Source organism: Streptomyces sp. SLBN-118, from assembly GCF_006715635.1.
GTDB lineage: Bacteria > Actinomycetota > Actinomycetes > Streptomycetales > Streptomycetaceae > Streptomyces.
Genome location: NZ_VFNP01000002.1, coordinates 1,132,015 through 1,148,837, shown reverse-complemented (window position 1 = coordinate 1,148,837; position 16,823 = coordinate 1,132,015). Strand labels below are relative to the sequence as shown.

The window sequence follows — 16,823 nt, the reverse complement described above, 5'->3', positions numbered from 1 at the left end:
CGGCCCTTTCGATCGCGGAGCACCTTTGAACGAGCAGGCACATCGCCGTCCCCCGAAGCCGTACCGCCGCCCCAAGAAGGATCCCGTGAGGATCCTCGCCTTCGAGGCGCTCAGGGCCGTCGACGAGAGGGACGCGTACGCCAACCTCGTCCTGCCGCCCCTGCTGAAGAAGGCCCGGGAGAAGGACGACTTCGACGCACGCGACGCGGCACTCGCCACCGAGCTCGTGTACGGGACGCTGCGCCGCCAGGGCACCTACGACGCGATCATCTCGGCGTGCATCGACCGGCCGCTGCGCGAGGTCGATCCGCCCGTGCTCGACGTTCTGGCGCTCGGCGCCCACCAGCTGCTCGGGACGCGGATCCCCACGCATGCGGCCGTCTCCGCGAGCGTCGAGCTGGCACGGGTGGTGCTCGGCGACGGGCGGGCGAGGTTCGTCAACGCCGTGCTGCGCAAGATCTCGAAAGACGATCTGGACACCTGGCTGGAGCGGGTCGCTCCGCCGTACGAGGACGACGCCGAGGACCATCTGGCCGTCGTGCACTCGCACCCGCGGTGGGTCGTCTCCGCGCTGTGGGACTCGCTGGGCGGCGGACGCGCCGGGATCGAGGACCTGCTGGAGGCCGACAACGAACGGCCCGAGGTGACCCTCGTCGCCCGGCCGGGCCGCTCCACCACCGGCGAACTGCTCGATGTGCTGGGCGAGGAGTCCGGGCTGCCGGGGCGCTGGTCGCCGTATGCCGTGCGGCTGGCCGAGGGCGGCGAACCGGGCGCCATCGAGGCCGTACGCGACGGCCGGGCCGGTGTCCAGGACGAGGGCAGCCAGCTCGTCGCGATCGCCCTGGCCGGCGCGCCGATGGAGGGACCCGACGAGCGCTGGCTCGACGGCTGCGCAGGACCTGGAGGCAAGGCGGCGCTGCTGGGCGCGCTGGCCGCGCAGCGGGGCGCGTCGCTCCTGGCCTCCGAGAAGCAGCCGCACCGCGCCCGGCTGGTCGAGCGTGCGCTCGCCGGGAATCCCGGCCCGTACCAGGTCATCGCGGCGGACGGCACGCGTCCGCCGTGGCGTGAGGGCTCCTTCGACCGCGTACTCGTCGATGTCCCGTGCACCGGCCTCGGCGCGCTGCGCCGTCGTCCCGAGGCCCGCTGGCGTCGCCGTCCCGAGGACCTGGAGGGCTTCGCGCCCCTCCAACGCGGGCTGCTGCGCGAGGCGTTGAAGGCCGTACGGGTCGGGGGAGTGGTCGGGTACGCGACCTGCTCGCCGCACCTCGCCGAGACCCGGGTGGTCGTGGACGACGTACTCAAGGGCCGCGGCGGCGAGGCGGTGGAGGCCGAACTGGTGGACGCCAGACCTCTGATGCCCGGAGTTCCGGCGCTGGGGGAGGGGCCCGATGTGCAGCTGTGGCCGCATCTGCACGGCACGGACGCGATGTACCTCGCGCTGCTGCGCCGGACGGCCTGAGACGACGAGGGGGCGACGAGGCGCGTCGGCTCATTCCCGGGACGGCCGCACGACGAGAGTGCCGTCCGGCTCGTATTCGACGCGCGAGCCGAAGCGGTGGCTGATCCGGTCGAGGACGTCGTGCAGCCACCGTGAGTCGTCGGTCGAGGCGTGCCGCAGCCGCATCCGCCGGGCCTGCATCGGTGTGATCCGTACGTCGTGGAGCCTGCCGGTTCCGGGATCCAGCGAGACGAAGTACAGCAGCCGCAGGTCGTCCCGGTACTGCTCGTAGCCGCCGATGCCCTCGTAGTCGTCGATCAGGTCGCCGCAGCCGTAGGTGATGAGCTTGCCGCCGTACACCTCCAGCGGTCTGGGATGGTGCGAGGAGTGCCCGTGTACGACATCCACCCCACCGTCGACAAGCGCGTGGGCGAAGCGGATCTGCTCACGGGGGACGTCGAAGCCCCAGTTGGAACCCCAGTGGATCGAGGCGACCGCGACGTCGCCCGGTCGTTTGGCCTGCCGTACCCGCGCGGTCACGTCGGCCGCGGCGGTGAGCGAGGGGGCCACGAAGTCGATCCCGCTTTGGTCCTCCGCGGCGGCCCAGTCCCTGCGGATGCCGCTGGATGCCATCCCCAGGGAGAAGACCAGGACACGGTGGCCTTGTCCCACCGGGACGATCGCGGGTCGCCGGGCCTCGCCGGAGTTCCGTCCCGCGCCCGCGGTACGCAGCCCGGCTGCGCTCAGCGCGTCGAGTGTCTCTTCCAGCCCGGGGCGGCCGTAGTCCAGGACATGGTTGTTGGCCAGAACGCACACGTCCGGGCGGGCGGCGGCCAGGCACGGCAGGTTGGCCGGGTGCATCCGGTAGTGGACCTCTTTGCCGGGTGCGATCTCGTGGTGCTGCGTGACGCTGGTCTCCAGGTTGACGATCCGCGCGTCGGGCGCGGCCTCGTCGAGCACCCGCAGCGCGTCGCCCCAGGGCCAGGTGAAGTCGGCGGGCCGCGGAATGGGGCCGTTCGCCGCCTCCGCGAGCTCGACATAGGCGCGGGCGTCCCGGAGCCAGATCTCCGGCAGCGTCGGATCACCGGGGTGCGGAAGGATCTGATCGACACCGCGGCCGAGCATCACGTCGCCACTGAGAAACAGCGTGGCCGGCCGGTTCACCGCCCACCCCCTCGCGCTAGGTCTGCCTCTACGGGTCTTCGGGCTTCTTCGCCGAGGAACCTCCGCCCGACACCGCGCCGCCCGATACCGCGCTGCCCGCCACCGCGGGCGCCGGTGGCCGCGGCTCGTCCTCGCGGGCGAGCCGGTGCGGCCACCAGATCTTCGGCCCCACGTCCAGGAACAGTCCCGTGACCAGCACGGACCGTACGACGAGGGTGTCGAGCAGCACTCCGAGCGCCACCGCGAAGCCGATCTCCGCGAAGGCGACCATCGGCAGTGTGCCCAGCGCCGCGAAGGTGCCGGCCAGGACCAGGCCTGCCGAGGTGATGACCGCGCCCGTCGCCGCCAGGCCGGTCAGCACGCCGGGTCTGGTGCCCTGGCGGCGCGCCTCCTCGCGGATACGGGTGGTCAGGAAGATGTTGTAGTCGATGCCCAGCGCCACCAGGAAGACGAAGACGAACAGTGGGAAGTCCGTGGACTCGCCGGCGTAGTCGAAGATGTAGCGGAACGCGAGCGCGCTCAGGCCCAGCGCCGCCGCGAAGGACAGCACCACCGTCCCGATCAGCAGCAGTGGGGCGATCAGGGCGCGCAGCAGCAGCGTGAGCACCAGCAGCACCACGGCCAGGACCAGCGGAATGATCACATAGTTGTCCCGGGTGGTGGCGGTATCCGCGTCCAGCACGGCTGCCGTGCCGCCGCCCACCCGGGCGTCGGCGTCCGGGACAGCGTGGACGGCATCGCGTATCCGCTCGACCGTGGCCCTGGCGGCCTGGCTGTCGGCGGGATCCGACATGGTCGCCTCGAACAGCACGCGGCCGTCGTTGAAGGGTCTGGTGCCGAGCGGGACGCCGATCGACTGCGGGACCACGCCGGGCGTCGTGGCCACGGTCTCGCCGACCCGGCGGGCCTGAGGCGCGTTGGCGATGACCACCAGGGGGTCGCCGCTGCCCGCGGGGAAGTACTTGGCCTGGACGGTCTGTCCGACGATCGAATCGGGCTCGCCGGTGAAAGCCTCGGCGTTGCTGATGCCCTCGGCCCGCAGCTGCGTCAGCCCCAGGGCGAACGCTGCGAGGATGACGGCGGTGATGCCCCATGTCGCGCGCGGGCGGCCGGCGATCCGCTGCCCCGTACGGGCCCAGAAGCCGCGCTCGGTGGGCTCGGGCGTACCCAGGTGCGGGATCGCGGGCCAGAAGATCCAACGGCCGAAGATCACCAACAGGGCGGGGAAGAGCGTCAGCATGGACACCAGGGCGACCGCGACACCGATCGCGGCGACCGGGCCGAGTCCGCTGGTGGAGTTCATCTCGGCGGCCAGCAGGACAAGCATGCCGAGCACCACCGTCGCGCCGCTGGCCAGCACCGCGGGCCCTGCCCGGTGCAGCGCCAGGGCCATCGCCTCGTGCCGGTCCTCGTGCCGGCGCAGCTCCTCGCGGTAGCGGGCGACGAGCAGCAGCGCATAGTCCGTCCCCGCCCCGAAGACGAGGACGGTCAAAATGCCCGCGCTCTGGCCGTTGACGGTCAGATCGGCGTGCCGGGCCAGCAGATAGATCAGCGCCTCCGCGGCGGCGAGCGCGCCGATCACCGAGATCACCGGAACCAGCAGCAGCGTGGGACTGCGATAGGTGATCAGCAGGATGATGACCACAACGGCGAGTGTCGACATCAGCAGGGTCGAGTCGATGCCCTCGAAGGCCTCGGAGAAGTCGGCCGCGGTGCCGCCGGGGCCGGTGATGTGGACCGCGAGCCCGGCCCCGCCGGTGCCGGTCACGTCGCGGATGGAGTCGACGGCGGGCGCGATCCTTGCCCAGCCCTTCTCGTCCATCGTGATCGGTACGAACACCTGGGCGGCCCGCGGGTCGACGGTCCGGTCCAGGACCGGACCGCGGGTCTCGTTGCCGCGCACACCGTGGTCCCGCAGCTGCTTGATCGCCGCGACGTTTTCGCTGATCTGCAGCCGGTCGGCCGGGGTCAGGCCGCTGTCGCGTGCGTACACGACGACCGCCGGGATGACCTCGGGCCTGAACCCCTTGGACTCCTCCAGCACTTGGGTGGATTCGGCGCTGCCGGGGAGCCAGGACGCGGCGTCGTTGTCCTGGGCGTCGGTGAGCTTCGATGCCAGCGGGAAGGCGAGCATGATCACCGCCAGCCACAGCACGACGACGACCCATTTGCTGCGCCGCCCGCAGACGAAGTGGGCGACGCCCTTTCTGGGCCGCTGCTGTTCCTTGTGTGCGTCCGGCATGACGCCCCCAATTGGCGCTCGCGGCGGGCCGCATCGCCCTTGCCAGTGCGCCGAATCGCCAGGATTGCACGGAGTGTGCCGATCCCGGGGAGCCCCTGGTCCGTACCGGGTGCCGGACCGAGGAGGGGAAGCGCTCCGGAACATGGCAGGCTTGGCCCATGGCCGTACAGATCAGCCCCAGTATCCTCTCCGCCGACTTCTCCCGCCTGGCGGAGGAGGCGAAGGCAGTCGAAGGCGCCGACTGGCTCCATGTCGATGTCATGGACAACCATTTCGTGCCCAACCTCACGCTGGGCGTGCCTGTCGTGGAATCTCTCAGCCGGGCGACGGACACCCCGCTGGACTGTCATCTGATGATCGATGACCCCGATCGATGGGCTCCGCAGTACGTCGAGGCGGGGGCCGGATCCGTCACCTTCCATGTCGAGGCGGCGGCCGCGCCCGTACGCCTCGCGCGGGAGATCCGGGCCAAGGGCGCGCGTGCCTCGATGGCGCTCAAGCCCGCGACGCCCATTGAGCCGTACGAGGATCTGCTCCCCGAGCTCGACATGCTGCTGATCATGACTGTGGAGCCTGGTTTCGGCGGTCAGGCCTTTCTCGACATCATGCTGCCGAAGATCCGCCGTACCCGTGAGCTGATCTCCAAGCACGGCCTCGAGCTGTGGCTTCAGGTCGACGGCGGCGTTTCGGACGCGACGATCGAACGGTGTGCCGAAGCCGGCGCGGATGTGTTCGTGGCCGGTTCGGCGGTCTACGGGGCCAAGGACCCGGCGCAGGCGGTGCGCTCGCTGCGCGCCAAGGCCGAGGAGACCATCTCCTCGGCGGCGTGGGCGTGCAACCACTGAGCCACAAGCAAGTGAACTCAACCCAACAGGGCTGATCAAGAACCGCCGGATCTGACAGGATGACGGATCCGGAGTGTGTACAGCAGTGAGGAGATCGCGGTGTCGACGGGCCGGTCAGCCATGCGGATGGGACCCGCTGAGCTGGTGCAGGCGGCGGCCATGGCCCGCCGCTTCTATCTCGAGGGCAAATCCAAGATCCAGATCGCTGAGGAGTTCGGCGTCAGCCGCTTCAAGGTCGCCAGGGTCCTGGAAACCGCACTCGAGCGTGATCTCGTAAGGATCGAGATCCGCGTCCCCGCAGAGCTGGACGCGGAGCGCTCGGACGCGCTCCGCGCACGCTACGGACTACGGCACGCGGTCGTCGTCGAATCCCCGGCGGAGGGTGAGGACGAGTCGCCCGATCCGGAGAACCTCGGCGAAGTGGCCGCCGACCTCCTCGGCGAACTGGTGAACGAGGGCGATGTGCTGGGGCTGGCCTGGGGCCGGTCCACGATCCACATGGCCGCCGCGCTCGACCGGCTGCCACCGTGCACAGTCGTGCAGCTCACGGGGGTGTACGACGCGGGGACCGCCGAGCGCGGCTCGGTGGAGGCCGTCCGCCGCGCCGCACAGGTCTCCGGCGGCGAGGCCCACCCCATCTACGCCCCGATGCTGCTTCCCGACCCGGCCACCGCGGCGGCGCTGCGCAGCCAGACCGGCATCGCCCGCGCCTTCGAGTACTTCGACAAGGTCACCGTCGCCGCCGTGTCCATCGGTTCGTGGGAGCCGGGCATCTCGACCGTGCACGACATGCTCACCGACGAGGAGCGCGCGCACTATGCCTCGCTCGGCGTCGCCGCCGAGATGTCCGCGCACCTCTTCGACGCGGAGGGCCGCAGGGTCGGCCGTGACCTGGGCGAACGGTGCATCACGGTCGAGGCTGACCGGCTGCGCCGTATCCCCGAGGTCGTGGCGATCGCCGGCGGTCAGCGCAAGGCGGACGCCATCGCGGCCGTACTGCGCTCCGGGCTCGTCACCAGCCTGGTGACGGACACCGCGGCCGCGGACCATCTGCTGGCGGCACCGCCGGGGCCGCGGCCCGCGCTGGACCGGGCGGACCCGGACGACTGACACGGCCCTCCGGCTCACGAACCGGTCGGCTCCAGGCGGTAGAGGCGGCGGGCGTTGCCTGCGGCGATCAATTGCGCCACTCGTTGGGCGTCGTACGCGGACCAGGCGCCCGATGCCGTCCAGACGTCGATGAGGCGGCCGAGTGCCTCCTCGAAGACATGCGCCCCGACGACGTACAGCTCCGGCAGGCCGTAGGCGTCGCTCGAGTAGAGCAGCTTGCCGAACGGGGTGAGCTCCAGCGCCTCCGCGAGGACGGCTTCGGCTCGCGCGCCCGTGTGCGACAGGGCAAGGCCGACATCGGCGTACACATGGGGAAACACATGGGCGAGATAGGCCGCGTGCCGGTGGTACGGATAGCCGTGCAGCAGCACCAGGGGACAGCCGTAGGGTCCGACGGCCCGGATGAAGTCCGTCAGCAGCAGCGGATCGCAGCGGTCCAGACACAGATCGGGGTCGCCGAAACCCGTGTGCAGCTGAAGCGGCAGCCCGGAGCGCACCGCCGACCAGAGCAGATGGCGCAGGAGCACCGGATCGGCGAGCCGCCCGCCCGGCGGGCGTGCCTGTAGCCAGCGCGCTGCGGCGCGGAGGACCTCGGCGGCGCTCGGCTCCTCGGGGTCCAGACCGAGACCGTAGCGGTACGCGGCGATCGACTTGAACCCGGCCGCGGTGCGTGCGGCGGCGATGACGGCGCTTTCGTACACGTCGACGAATGCTTCGGGACCGGTGTGCGCGTCCGCCGTACGCTCCGCCAGCCATTCCAGCCGTACGATCGTGCGCGCCTCGCCGCCGCCGAGTTCCGCCAGCTCCGTCGGGCCCGTGAGATCCCCCGGCAGGCCGGTGTCGACCAGATAGGTGCCGGTGCCGCCGCCACGCAGCAGCCGCCGCGTCGCCTCCGTGGTGCCCAGCTCGCGGCGGCGCTCCAGATACCGCTCGGGAGGGCAGTGTGCCTCCAGCCCGAGGAGCGGCGGGCACCAGCGGCGAACGGCGAACCCCAGCTGGGTGTCGAAGAAGCTGGTCCCGGACGCGGGCGGGGCGTCCGACTCGGTGAGATACGAGGCGAACTCCGCGGCATCCGGACCGCTGCGCAAAACCCCGTGGCAGTGATGGTCGACGAGCGGCGGCAGCACAAGGGGCATCAGTACCGCCCGCGTGTCGCGTCGGCGATCGCCTGCGGCGCCCTGCCGTCGAAGAGCTCGCTCTCCGCTCGGCGGACGGCCGCGATCGCCCCGAACAGTGGCTCTCCGAGAGCCTCGCGGAGCAGGCCGGAGGCGCTGAAGTGCTCCAGCGCCTCGGGCAGTGACTGCGGCAGCCTCGGCTGCCCGTTCGTCAGCGCCGGGTCCCCCCTCGTCGGCTCGGGCAGCGTCGCCCCGGCGCTCAGTCCGCCCAGTCCCGCCGCGATGACCGCGCCCGTGACCAGGTAGGGGTTGGCCGCCGCGTCGAAGCACTTGATCTCGGCGTTCGCCGCCTCCGGGTCGTCGGGAGCGCCGGTGATGAATCGGAGAGCGGCCTCGCGGTTCTCCAGGCCCCAGCACTGGAAGACGCCGGCCCAGCGGGAGGGCTCGAGGCGCAGATAGCTTGCCGGAGACGGCGCGCCGATGGCGAGGAGGGCCGGGAGCGCGTCGAGGATGCCCGCAAGAAAAGCCTCGCTCTCCGCCGTCATCCCCAACGGCCCTTCGCCGGCCCGGCACAGATTGCGCCCGTCCCGCCACAGGCTCAGATGCAGATGGCCGCCGTTCCCGACGCTCTCCGCCAGCACAGCGGGGCCGAACAGGGGCGTCAGCCCGTGCCGCAGCGACACCGCGCGGATCGTTTCGCGCACCAGCACGGCGAGATCGGCAGCGCCCACGGGATCGGACGGCTCCACCGACACCTCGAACTGCCCGGCGGCGTACTCGGGGTGGATCTGCAGGACATCGACGCCCTGCGCGACCAGCGCCTGCAGCACGTCGTCCAGATAGCCCGAGAGCGCGGCCAACCGGGCCATGCCGTACGCGGGGCCGGCGCACGGATCCTCCCCTTCCCGCAGCACGACCCATTCCGTTTCGAAGCCCATCCGCACCTCGATGCCATGTGCCACCGCGCGTTCCGCCATCCGCCGGGCGAACAGTCGCTGGCACGCGGCATAGGGCCGCCCCTGTTGGTCGTACCGGTCGACCGGCGCCCACGCCCAGCCCGGCTGCGCCGCGAGCACAGTCAGCCGCCCGAGGTCCGGAACGAGTCTGAGGTCTCCGTCCGGGCCGCCGATATGGCGGCTGGTGGTGATCGAGTCGTCGACGAGGAAGACGTCGAAGACCGGGGACATCCCGACGCCGCGCGTGGCGGCATGTGGCACACGTCCGATCGGGACGGCCTTGGCCCGGGTGATGCCGGCGTTGTCCACCCAGGTCAGCGCGACCCCGTGGACGCCCTCCGCCATCAGCCTGGCGGCCTCCTGACGGGCCTGCTGTGACTGGTCGCTGTCGAGCACGGGCATTTCCTACCCGCGCGGCCGCACGTTCACCGCTTCACCACACGACCGTGGCAGGTCTTGACCCTAGGAGGATCCGACCAGAGCTGTCGCACGGTCCTGGAGGATCGGCCCTGGCGGTTCGTTCCCACCGGCATGGGACAATGAAGTACGTGCGATTTCCCCGGCTGAGATGCCCGGGGGCCAACTCCGATCGACTGGGATGTTCTGCACGTGCGTTTCCTCAATGACTTGAAGCCGCCGTACGACCTGACGTACGACGACGTATTCATGGTGCCGAGCCGTTCGGCCGTCGGCTCCCGCCAGGGCGTGGACCTGTCCTCCCCCGACGGCACCGGCACCACCATCCCGCTGGTCGTCGCGAACATGACCGCCATCGCGGGTCGCCGGATGGCCGAGACGCTCGCCCGCCGCGGCGGCCTCGTCGTCATTCCCCAGGACATCCCGATCGACGTCGTCACCGAGGTCATCTCCTGGGTCAAGACGCGCCACCTCGTTCTTGACACGCCGATCGTGCTCGCTCCCGGCCAGACCGTCGCCGACGCGCTGTCGCTGCTGCCGAAGCGGGCCCACGACGCGGGCGTCGTCGTCGACGCCGACCACCGGCCGGTGGGTGTCGTCACCGACGCCGACCTGTCCGGCGTCGACCGCTTCACCCAGCTGTCCGAGGTCATGTCCCGGGACCTGCTGCTGCTCGACGCGGACATCGACCCGCGCGACGCCTTCAACAAGCTCGACCATGCCAACCGTCGCTACGCCCCGGCCGTGGACAAGGACGGCCGGCTCGCCGGCATCCTCACCCGCAAGGGCGCGCTGCGCGCGACTCTCTACACCCCGGCCGTCGACGCCGGCGGCAAGCTGCGCATCGCCGCCGCCGTGGGCATCAACGGCGATGTCGCCGGCAAGGCCAAGCAACTCCTCGACGCCGGTGCGGACACCATCGTGGTGGACACCGCGCACGGCCACCAGGAGTCGATGATCAGCGCGATCAAGGCGGTCCGTGGGCTCGACCCGCGTGTGCCGATCGTCGCGGGCAACATCGTCGCCGCAGAGGGCGTACGCGATCTGATCGAGGCCGGCGCGGACATCGTCAAGGTCGGAGTGGGCCCCGGCGCCATGTGCACCACCCGCATGATGACGGGTGTCGGCCGCCCGCAGTTCTCGGCCGTGCTGGAGTGCGCCGCCGAGGCGAGGAAGTACGGCAAGCACGTCTGGGCCGACGGCGGTGTGCGCCACCCGCGCGATGTCGCCATGGCACTCGCGGCCGGCGCCTCCAACGTCATGATCGGCTCCTGGTTCGCCGGGACCTACGAGTCCCCGGGCGACCTGCAGCAGGCCGCCGACGGGCGCCTGTACAAGGAGTCCTTCGGTATGGCGTCGGCGCGCGCCGTGCGCAACCGTACGAGCGAGGAGTCGGCGTACGACCGCGCCCGCAAGGGGCTGTTCGAGGAGGGCATCTCCACCTCGCGGATGTTCCTCGACCCGGCCCGTCCGGGCGTCGAGGACCTGATCGACTCGATCATCGCGGGTGTCCGCTCCTCCTGCACCTACGCCGGTGCGGGCTCGCTGGAGGAGTTCGCCGAGAAGGCGATCGTCGGCATCCAGAGCGCCGCGGGTTACGCCGAGGGCAAGCCCCTGCACGCCAGCTGGAACTAGAATGAATCACCCGCGTCCGGCCCCGCGAGGTTCGCGGCGGCCGGACGCGGCTTTCCTCCGACTCGCGAACGCACAGGCATGCGCGGCGAATGCCGGGGTATACGCGCCCTGCACTGACCACGAGCAGGGGAGGACGAAGTGTCCACGGCGAGCACGGTCACGACCGAACTCACACAGCCTGGTACACAGCGCCCGAACATGGCGGACCTGGATCTTCCGTCTGTGCCGAATCCTGGAGAAGTAGCACCCAGTGACGCGCGCGAGATCTCGAAGCTCTTCTTCGTACGGCTGGGCGAGCTGGACGAGGGCACCCATGAGTACCAGTACGTACGGAACACGCTCATCGAGCTGAACCTGGCACTGGTCAGGTACGCTGCCGGCCGGTTCCGTAACCGCGCCGAGCAGATGGACGACATCGTCCAGGTCGGCACCATCGGCCTGATCAAGGCGATCGACCGGTTCGAGCTGAGCCGCGAGGTGGAGTTCGCAACGTTCGCCGTTCCGTACATCGTCGGAGAGATCAAGCGGTTCTTCCGCGACACCAGCTGGGCCGTCCATGTGCCGCGCAGGCTGCAGGAGTTGCGGATCGACCTGGCGAAGGCGACCGACGAGCTCTCCCAGGAGCTGGACCGGGCGCCGAACACGGCCGAGCTCGCCGGGCACCTCGGGCTCGACGAGGAGGAGATCATCGAGGGCGTGGTCGCCAGCAACGGCTACACCGCCGGCTCGATCGACATGCCCATCGACGACGCCGCCGACCACGCACCGGTGCCGCTGTCCGACCGGCTGGGAGCGCCGGACGCCGATCTGGAGATCGCGGAGAACGTCCAGGCACTCAAGCCCCTCATCGAGGAACTGGACGACCGGGACAAGAGGATCCTGCGGATGCGTTTCGGCGAGGAGATGACCCAGTCGGAGATCGGCGTGGAGCTCGGCGTCTCGCAGATGCACGTCTCGCGGCTGCTGACGCGGATCACCAAGCGGCTGCGTGAGGGGCTGCTCGTCGTGGAGTGATCTGCCCCAGTCCCACGCTCTCGCCCTCGAGCCCACCTTCCCCCCACGGGAGAAGCGGCGTCCCGGCCGGGCCGGGACGCCGCTTTGACGTGTTCGCCGTCGATGAGTGCGCGGTCAGTGCGCCTGTCGCAGCCAGGTCGCCTGCACCCGCTTTCCGTACGGCAGCGGGCAGACCTCCACGCGCCCGGCGAGACTCAGCACCATGTGCCAGCCGAAACCGCCGCCACCGGCGAAGTCGGGCTCGCGCGGCACGGGAGGGTGCGGGCTGCAGTCGTCCATCTCCACCACCAGCGTGTCCGCTCCCGCCCTCAGATGCAGCTGCCACCAGCCGGCGGTGTGCCGTACGGCGTTGGCGACCAGCTCGGTGACGACCAGCAGCACCGCGTCCAGGTCGGCCCAGGGGCAGTGCTGCAGCAGAAACTCCGCGGTGGCCCCTCGGGCCCCGGCGCTGTCTCTGTGTGGCGAGTGGTCGATCACCACATGTGGTTCTGTGTCCATCTCCGCTCGCCTACCCCAGTTGTCGCACTTCTATCAGCTGGTGCCCTCAGGAAAGTTTCGTACGCAGTACGTCCGCGACGGCTGCCGCCATCGCGGCATGGCCCTCGTCGTTGGGGTGCACGCCGTCGGCCAGCCGGGAGGGGCCGATCAGGCCCCGCCCCGGCAGCAGGGCGAGCTGCCCGTCGCCCGTGGCCTCCGCGCTGTCGAGGACTGCCCGCTCGATGGCCGTACGCAGCTCGGCGAGCGTGGCGCCCAGGCGGTTGGGAGTCTGCTCGGCCTGGGGGCGCAGCACGGGGGAGAGGACCAGCAGTGGGATCTGCGGATGTCCCTGGCGTACGAGCTTGAGGAACGCGCGCACCGTCTCGTACAGCAGGGGGGCCGAACAGGGAACGCCGGTCCAGCAGTTGGTGCCGAAGGCAAGGGTGATCGCATCGGCGGGGAGTGCCGACAACTGCTCCGCGGTGGCCAGTTCGCCACGGGCCGCGCCCGCGTAGCCCAGGTTCACCGTGTCCAGGCCCAGCGTCCGGCCGGCGGTGGCGGGCCAGGAGTGGGCGGGGCGGGTGGACCACCAGCCCTCGGTGATCGAGTCGCCGTGGACGAGCCAGCGTGGCTGAGGAGGCGCGGGAGCGATGCTGCCGCCGATACCGCGCAGACCGAGGATCATTGGGGACTGCGCCTCCGGGGGATGGACGATGAACCGGCCGCGGACACCGGCGGGGAGGGCAACGGTGACTACCGTCTCCTCGGCCGGCTCGGCGATCGTCTCGGAGACAAGGCTGTCGCCGTGCCAGAGGGCGAAGCAGTGGGCGACGGCGCGCAGGGCGTCGGCCGCGCGCGGCACCGAGGCGCGGTAGCGAATCTGAACCGCGTGTGCGCCCTCGGCGGTGAACTCCAGCCGCACGCCGATGGGCAGCGCCGCGCGTTGCGCGGTGTCCCAGGGCAGCCTGCCGAGATCCGAGGGGTTCGCGCGTACCGCGCGGCCCTCGTCCAGCCAGGCCACACCACGCAGAAAGGGACGGGGATCGTGCCAGCTCACCAAGCACCTCCAGGGGTTGGGGCGGTTACCTCCAGGAACATTGCGCTGTCCATGTCCCGTCGCGTAGCTTGACTGCCCCTACCGGGGGGTAATCACCGCTGGTCAGTTGTCCTATTGCTCTGGGGAGACCATGCGCCGGCGATTGCGCCGCCCCACGATCCGTGGGCGGATCGTGACTCTGACGGTCATACCCGTCATCGCGCTGATGGCGTTGTGGACCTTCGCCATGGTGTCGGTGACGGGAGACCTGCGGGCCCTGATCCGCGTACAGGGGGTGTACGAGAATTTCGGCACGCCCGTCGACACCGCGGTCGGCCAGATCCAGATCGAACGCCGGATCTCCGCCGACTACCTGGGGCGCGGGCGCAGGGACAGTTCCGCAGGCGTCGCCGCTCTGACCCAGCAGCAGCGCTCGACCGACCGGGCCGTGCGCGCCATGCGCGAAGCCATCGGCGACCAGGACCGGCGCGAGGACCTGTCCGGCCGTCAGCGGCAGTCCCTCGACGCGATGGCTCGCTCCGTCGACGGACTCGAAGACCTTCGGGAGAAGGTGATGGCGCGGCGGATCTCCTGGGACGGCGCCGTCGAGGCGTACACCGCCATGGTCGAGCCGACCTTCGACGTCCAGTCCACGCTGACGGCCCTGCAGGCCGGTCAGATGGCCCGTGAGAGCCAGGTCGTCATCGAGCTGGTCCGGGTGCGGGAGTTCGTCTCCCGTGAGGACGCGCTCGTGGCCGGGGCGCGCGCCTCGGGCAGCCTCACCGACCAGCAGTACGACACGCTCACCGCCACCATCGAGGACCGGCGGGTCTTCCACCGCACGTACGTCGCCGATCTCCCCGACGACTCCCGGCAGTTGTTCGCCGGCTTCGAGCGGAGCGAGGAGTACCGGGCCCTGACCGCGGGCGAGGACGCCCTGCTGCGCGCGGGCGCCTCCGGTGCCGGCAGGGCCATGGCCGCCGAATCGTGGCGGACCACGACGGACCGCGCGGTCAAGAGGTACATGCTGCTGTGCACCGACTCGGCGCTCAACACCGCCGACCGCGGACGGGCCTTCGCCTACCGCGAAATGGTCAAGGCGGCCGTCGTCGGCCTGCTGGGACTGATCGCCGTCGGTCTGTCGATCCGGTTCTCGATGGTCAGCGGGCGGCGCATCTCGCGCCGGCTGGAGGAACTGCGCGACGCCGCCGATGTGCTGGCCACCCGTCAGCTGCCCGATGTGATGGAGCGGCTGGGTGCGGGCGAGAAGGTGGACGCGGCAGCGGCCGCCCCGCCCCTGGACTTCGGCGACGACAGCCGGGGCCCGGACGAGATCGGCCAGGTCGGGCAGGCGCTCAACGCCGCACGACTGGCGGCCGTCGAGGCTGCCGTCAAGCAGGCGACACTGCGCCGCGGAATCTTCGCCGTGCTGCTCAACATCGCCCGCCGCAACCAGGCGCTGGTCCACCGTCAGTCGAAGCTGGTCGACACCCTGGAGCGGCGCACCAGCGACCCGGACACGCTGGAGGACCTGTTTCGGATCGACCATCTGACGACCCGGATGCGGCGCCACGCCGAAGGGCTCATCATCCTCTCCGGCGCGACACCGGGACGCCGCTGGCGCCGGCCCGTGCCGGTGGCCGACATCGTGTCCGCGGCTGCCGGTGAGATCGAGGACTACACGCGGGTCGTGGTACCGCCGATGCCCGCCGTCGGCATCAGCGCCGAGGCCGTGGCCGACGTGGTGCACCTGCTCGCCGAACTCGTCGAGAACGCTGCCGCCTTCTCCCCGCCGCACACCCAGGTCACCATGCGGACCTCGGACGCCCGCAACGGCTTCGTGCTGGAGATCGACGACCGTGGCCTCGGTATGGACGCCAGTGAACTGGAGCAGGCGCACCGGACCCTGGCGCATCCCGGCGACTTCGACCCGGCGCAGGACGAGCGCCTCGGGCTGTATGTCGTCGGCCGGCTCGCCGAGCGGCACGGGATCGGGGTGACCCTCACCAGGTCGCCGTACGGCGGAACCACCGCCGTGGTGCTGCTGCCGTACGCGATCCTCGCCCCCGTCGACGAACCTGCCGCCACCGAGCCCCGGGACAGGACGCGGCCGGTGCGGGCCCTGCCTGCTCCGCGGGCGCTGGAGGCCGTGCCCGCGGTGCACGACCGTGCGCCCGAGGAACCCGACCCCGCGCCACCGGCCGCAGCAGGTCCGCCGCTGGGCGGGCTGCCCACCCGGGTCCGCCAGGCCTCGCTCGCCGCCCCACTGCGCGAGTCGCAGCCGGCACCGGCCGGCGGACCCGGACGCGAGGTGTCCGCGGAAGAGATGCGCTCGATCTTCGGAGCTTTTCAGGCCGGTCTCGACCGTGGCCGCAAGGGCGATAGCCTCGGCCCCTCGCCGGGCGCGGCGCCGCGCCCCCGCACGACAGATGAAGGGACGGACGACGATGGATGACGAAGGCACCGGCGACCAGTCGGGCCTCGGCTGGCTGCTGGACGATCTGCTGGCCAGAACCGACCACGTCCGCCAGGCGGTCCTGCTGACGGCCGACGGTCTGGTCAGCAGCGCGTCCCACGGCATGGTCAGGCGGGACATCGAACATCTCTCGGCCGTGTGCGCCGGCTTCCACAGCCTCGCCAAGGAAGCGGGCGACCGCTTCGAGGCCGGCAGCGTCCGCCAGACGATGGTCATGCTCGACAACGCATTCCTCTTCATCACCCCGGCCGGCGACGGCAGCAGGCTCGCCGTGCTCTCCGACATCGAGACCGACGTCGGGCAGCTCGCCCACGAGATGGCGCTGCTGGTCAGGCGGGTGGGCCGGCACATGGCCGTTCCCACGCGCTCGGCCGCCGAGGGCACCGACACCTGACCCGTGAGCGACCACTGGTACGAGGACGAGACCGGTCCCCTGGTACGGCCGTACACCGTCACCCAGGGCCGGACCCGTCCCGCCTCCGAACACTGCATCGACCTGATGTCCCAGATCGCGGCCGTCGACCTCGACGGGTCAGAGCCGGCGCTCGACCATGCTCGCAGCTCGCTGCTCGAACTGGTGCGCCGCGAGCCGCGCCCCGTCGCCGAGATCGCCGCCGACGCGGATCTGCCGCTGACCGTCGTACGTGTCCTGCTCGCCGATCTGGTCGAAGCCGGACTCGTCAGGGTCTCGGCCCCTCTCACCCACGAGCGTCTCGACGACCCCGAGTTGCTGCGCGAAATCGTCGACCGTCTTCGGGAGCTGTGAGGCTTTCGTTCGCCGGTGCGCAATGTTTCCCCGCGGCGCCCGTCATCGCGCAATGATCGTTCGCAGATGCGCAACAACGCTGCATTACGGGCATGAGCGTACGGCTCGTAGGCTCACTCCCCGTACCTGGAG

At 70.9% G+C, this 16,823-nt stretch carries 14 protein-coding genes; 8 read left to right on the top strand and 6 right to left on the bottom strand.

The genetic code is table 11. From position 1 onward, the window contains the following. Window positions 1–25 precede the first annotated feature (25 nt). Window positions 26–1,459: an RsmB/NOP family class I SAM-dependent RNA methyltransferase gene (locus FBY35_RS23770; protein WP_142216017.1), complete on the top strand. Its 1,434-nt coding sequence runs from the start codon at window positions 26–28 to the stop codon at window positions 1,457–1,459. 30 nt (window positions 1,460–1,489) lie between these two features. Here FBY35_RS23770 and FBY35_RS23765 read toward each other — a convergent pair whose 3' ends face one another. Both FBY35_RS23765 and FBY35_RS23760 read right to left on the bottom strand, forming a co-directional pair. Further along, window positions 1,490–2,602, bottom strand: coding sequence for a CapA family protein (locus FBY35_RS23765; protein WP_260848798.1), 1,113 nt, complete (start codon window positions 2,600–2,602; stop codon window positions 1,490–1,492). Between the two features lie 28 nt (window positions 2,603–2,630). Further along, window positions 2,631–4,844, bottom strand: coding sequence for an MMPL family transporter (locus tag FBY35_RS23760; RefSeq protein ID WP_142216016.1), 2,214 nt, complete (start codon window positions 4,842–4,844; stop codon window positions 2,631–2,633). Between the two features lie 158 nt (window positions 4,845–5,002). Between FBY35_RS23760 and rpe the strand changes: the two genes are divergently transcribed. Both rpe and FBY35_RS23750 read left to right on the top strand, forming a co-directional pair. Next, window positions 5,003–5,689, top strand: a complete 687-nt coding sequence (gene rpe, locus FBY35_RS23755) for a ribulose-phosphate 3-epimerase (protein WP_142216015.1) — start codon at window positions 5,003–5,005, stop codon at window positions 5,687–5,689. Between the two features lie 75 nt (window positions 5,690–5,764). Further along, window positions 5,765–6,799, top strand: a complete 1,035-nt coding sequence (locus FBY35_RS23750) for a sugar-binding transcriptional regulator (RefSeq protein WP_186357050.1) — start codon at window positions 5,765–5,767, stop codon at window positions 6,797–6,799. A gap of 14 nt (window positions 6,800–6,813) precedes the next feature. On the opposite strand, the gene FBY35_RS23745 is transcribed toward FBY35_RS23750, so the two are convergent. Beyond that, window positions 6,814–7,935 (bottom strand): amidohydrolase family protein, encoded by a 1,122-nt coding sequence (locus tag FBY35_RS23745; protein ID WP_142216014.1) that lies wholly within the window; start codon window positions 7,933–7,935, stop codon window positions 6,814–6,816. After that, window positions 7,935–9,272, bottom strand: a complete 1,338-nt coding sequence (locus tag FBY35_RS23740) for a glutamine synthetase family protein (protein ID WP_142216013.1) — start codon at window positions 9,270–9,272, stop codon at window positions 7,935–7,937. The genes FBY35_RS23745 and FBY35_RS23740 overlap by 1 nt, the downstream gene beginning before the upstream one ends. A 207-nt stretch (window positions 9,273–9,479) precedes the next feature. Between FBY35_RS23740 and FBY35_RS23735 the strand changes: the two genes are divergently transcribed. Then, window positions 9,480–10,922: a GuaB1 family IMP dehydrogenase-related protein gene (locus tag FBY35_RS23735; protein WP_186357049.1), complete on the top strand. Its 1,443-nt coding sequence runs from the start codon at window positions 9,480–9,482 to the stop codon at window positions 10,920–10,922. 138 nt (window positions 10,923–11,060) lie between these two features. After that, window positions 11,061–11,936 carry an RNA polymerase sigma factor SigF gene (locus FBY35_RS23730; protein WP_142216011.1) on the top strand — a complete coding sequence of 292 codons (876 nt, stop codon included), beginning with the start codon at window positions 11,061–11,063 and terminating at the stop codon, window positions 11,934–11,936. A gap of 114 nt (window positions 11,937–12,050) precedes the next feature. Here the strand turns inward: FBY35_RS23730 and FBY35_RS23725 are convergent, their stop codons facing one another. Both FBY35_RS23725 and FBY35_RS23720 read right to left on the bottom strand, forming a co-directional pair. Continuing rightward, window positions 12,051–12,434 carry an ATP-binding protein gene (locus FBY35_RS23725; RefSeq protein WP_142216010.1) on the bottom strand — a complete coding sequence of 128 codons (384 nt, stop codon included), beginning with the start codon at window positions 12,432–12,434 and terminating at the stop codon, window positions 12,051–12,053. 46 nt (window positions 12,435–12,480) lie between these two features. Next, complete coding sequence (locus FBY35_RS23720) at window positions 12,481–13,470, bottom strand: GDSL-type esterase/lipase family protein (RefSeq protein ID WP_142216009.1); 990 nt, start codon at window positions 13,468–13,470, stop codon at window positions 12,481–12,483. Window positions 13,471–13,642: 172 nt separating this feature from the next. Between FBY35_RS23720 and FBY35_RS23715 the strand changes: the two genes are divergently transcribed. The 3 genes from FBY35_RS23715 to FBY35_RS23705 are packed head-to-tail and all read left to right on the top strand — an operon-like array spanning window position 13,643 to window position 16,691. Then, window positions 13,643–15,904: an ATP-binding protein gene (locus tag FBY35_RS23715; protein WP_260848797.1), complete on the top strand. Its 2,262-nt coding sequence runs from the start codon at window positions 13,643–13,645 to the stop codon at window positions 15,902–15,904. Next, a complete protein-coding gene (locus tag FBY35_RS23710; RefSeq protein ID WP_142216008.1) occupies window positions 15,897–16,319 on the top strand; it encodes a roadblock/LC7 domain-containing protein in 423 nt (140 codons plus the stop codon). Before FBY35_RS23715 ends, FBY35_RS23710 begins: the two co-directional genes overlap by 8 nt. Window positions 16,320–16,322: 3 nt before the next feature. Next, window positions 16,323–16,691, top strand: a complete 369-nt coding sequence (locus FBY35_RS23705; protein ID WP_142216007.1) for a DUF742 domain-containing protein — start codon at window positions 16,323–16,325, stop codon at window positions 16,689–16,691. Window positions 16,692–16,823 lie beyond the last annotated feature (132 nt).